Origin of the sequence: Stenotrophomonas beteli (assembly GCF_001431665.1) — a bacterium.
GTDB lineage: Bacteria > Pseudomonadota > Gammaproteobacteria > Xanthomonadales > Xanthomonadaceae > Stenotrophomonas > Stenotrophomonas beteli.
Genome location: NZ_LLXV01000060.1, coordinates 2501 through 5517, shown reverse-complemented (window position 1 = coordinate 5517; position 3017 = coordinate 2501). Strand labels below are relative to the sequence as shown.

General features: G+C 54.0%; 2 rRNA genes (1 of these 2 cut by a window edge). Both read right to left on the bottom strand.

Annotation, left to right across the window (positions count from 1 at the left end):
- Window positions 1-7: 7 nt before the first annotated feature.
- Window positions 8-122, bottom strand: a 5S ribosomal RNA gene (rrf, locus tag ARC23_RS16145).
- A gap of 126 nt (window positions 123-248) precedes the next feature.
- A 23S ribosomal RNA gene (locus tag ARC23_RS16140) occupies window positions 249-3017 on the bottom strand; it runs 109 nt beyond the window's last position.

The window sequence follows — 3017 nt, the reverse complement described above, 5'->3', positions numbered from 1 at the left end:
GTGTAAACCCTGGCGATGACCTACTCTCGCATGGCTTGAGCCACACTACCATCGGCGCAGCTGCGTTTCACTTCCGAGTTCGGGATGGGATCGGGTGGTTCCACAGCGCTAATTTCACCAGGGAGGCTTTTGGAGAGTCGCACTCGTCCCGGGGGGACAAGGCGCCAGCCTCGCATAGTTCTTGTGACGTAGCGTGCACTTGGATGCTCTTACGACGCTGTCGTAAAGCCAAGGCAACTTGAGGTTATATGGTCAAGCCGCACGGATCATTAGTATCAGTTAGCTCAATACATTGCTGTACTTACACACCTGACCTATCAACCACGTAGTCTACATGGTTCCTTCAGGGGGCTTGTGCCCCGGGAGATCTCATCTTGAGGCGCGCTTCCCGCTTAGATGCTTTCAGCGGTTATCGCTTCCGAACATAGCTACCCGGCAATGCCACTGGCGTGACAACCGGAACACCAGAGGTTCGTCCACTCCGGTCCTCTCGTACTAGGAGCAGCCCCTCTCAAATCTCCAACGCCCATGGCAGATAGGGACCGAACTGTCTCACGACGTTCTGAACCCAGCTCGCGTACCACTTTAAATGGCGAACAGCCATACCCTTGGGACCGACTACAGCCCCAGGATGTGATGAGCCGACATCGAGGTGCCAAACACCGCCGTCGATATGAACTCTTGGGCGGTATCAGCCTGTTATCCCCGGAGTACCTTTTATCCGTTGAGCGATGGCCCTTCCATACAGAACCACCGGATCACTAAGTCCTAGTTTCCTACCTGCTTGATCCGTCGATCTTGCAGTCAAGCACGCTTATGCCTTTGCACACAGTGCGCGATGTCCGACCGCGCTGAGCGTACCTTCGAGCTCCTCCGTTACTCTTTAGGAGGAGACCGCCCCAGTCAAACTACCCACCATACACGGTCCCCGACCCAGATAATGGGCCCAGGTTAGAACGTCAAGCACGACAGGGTGGTATTTCAAGGATGGCTCCGCCACAGCTAGCGCCATGGTTTCATAGCCTCCCACCTATCCTACACAGACGAACTCAACGTTCAGTGTAAAGCTATAGTAAAGGTTCACGGGGTCTTTCCGTCTTGCCACGGGAACGCTGCATCTTCACAGCGATTTCAATTTCACTGAGTCTCGGGTGGAGACAGCGCCGCTGTCGTTACGCCATTCGTGCAGGTCGGAACTTACCCGACAAGGAATTTCGCTACCTTAGGACCGTTATAGTTACGGCCGCCGTTTACTGGGGCTTCGATCAAGAGCTTCGCCTTGCGGCTGACCCCATCAATTAACCTTCCAGCACCGGGCAGGCGTCACACCCTATACGTCCACTTTCGTGTTTGCAGAGTGCTGTGTTTTTGATAAACAGTCGCAGCGGCCTGGTTACTGCGACCCTCTTCAGCTATAGCTCGCACGAGCCACCAAAAAGGGTGCACCTTCTCCCGAAGTTACGGTGCCATGTTGCCTAGTTCCTTCACCCGAGTTCTCTCAAGCGCCTGAGAATTCTCATCCTACCCACCTGTGTCGGTTTACGGTACGGTCTGCGTAAGCTGAAGCTTAGGAGCTTTTCCTGGAAGCGTGGTATCAGTGACTTCGCCATAAAGGCTCGTCTCGGTGCTCGGTCTTAGAGGATCCCGGATTTGCCAAAGATCCAAACCTACCGCCTTTCCCCAGGACAACCAACGCCTGGTACACCTAACCTTCTCCGTCCCTCCATCGCACTTACGCGAGGTGCAGGAATATTAACCTGCTTCCCATCGACTACGACTTTCGTCCTCGCCTTAGGGGCCGACTCACCCTGCGCCGATTAACGTTGCGCAAGGAAACCTTGGGCTTTCGGCGTGCGGGTTTTTCACCCGCATTATCGTTACTCATGTCAGCATTCGCACTTCCGATACCTCCAGCGGACTTCTCAATCCACCTTCGCAGGCTTACGGAACGCTCCTCTACCGCGCATACAAAGTATGCACCCCAAGCTTCGGTTCAGTGCTTAGCCCCGTTAAATCTTCCCCGCAGACCGACTCGACCAGTGAGCTATTACGCTTTCTTTAAAGGGTGGCTGCTTCTAAGCCAACCTCCTGGCTGTCTGTGCCTTTCCACATGGTTTTCCACTTAGCACTGAATTTGGGACCTTAGCTGTGGGTCTGGGTTGTTTCCCTTTTCACGACGGACGTTAGCACCCGCCGTGTGTCTCCCATACAGTCCGTCTCGGTATTCGGAGTTTGCAATGGTTTGGTAAGTCGCGATGACCCCCTAGCCATAACAGTGCTCTACCCCCGAGAGGATACATATGAGGCGCTACCTAAATAGCTTTCGAGGAGAACCAGCTATCTCCGGGTTCGATTAGCTTTTCACTCCTAATCACACCTCATCCCCTACCTTTGCAACGGGAGTGGGTTCGGGCCTCCAGTGCGTGTTACCGCACCTTCACCCTGGGCATGACTAGATCACCCGGTTTCGGGTCTACTGCCCGCGACTATGCGCCCTTATCAGACTCGGTTTCCCTTCGCCTCCCCTATACGGTTAAGCTTGCCACGAACAGTAAGTCGCTGACCCATTATACAAAAGGTACGCAGTCACTCCTTGCGGAGCTCCTACTGCTTGTACGCACACGGTTTCAGGTTCTATTTCACTCCCCTCTCCGGGGTTCTTTTCGCCTTTCCCTCACGGTACTGGTTCACTATCGGTCGGTCAGTAGTATTTAGCCTTGGAGGATGGTCCCCCCATGTTCAGACAGGGTTTCACGTGCCCCGCCCTACTCGTCTTCACTGAAATGGCCCTTTCAGATACAGGGCTATCACCTTCTATGGCCGCTCTTTCCAGAGCGTTTTCCTAGAACCAAATCAGCTTAAGGGCTAGTCCGCGTTCGCTCGTCGCTACTTACGGAATCTCGGTTGATTTCTTTTCCTCTGGTTACTTAGATATTTCAGTTCACCAGGTTCGCTTCCAGCAGCTATGTATTCACTGCAGGATACCCGCAAGCGGGTGGGTTTCCCCATTCGGACAT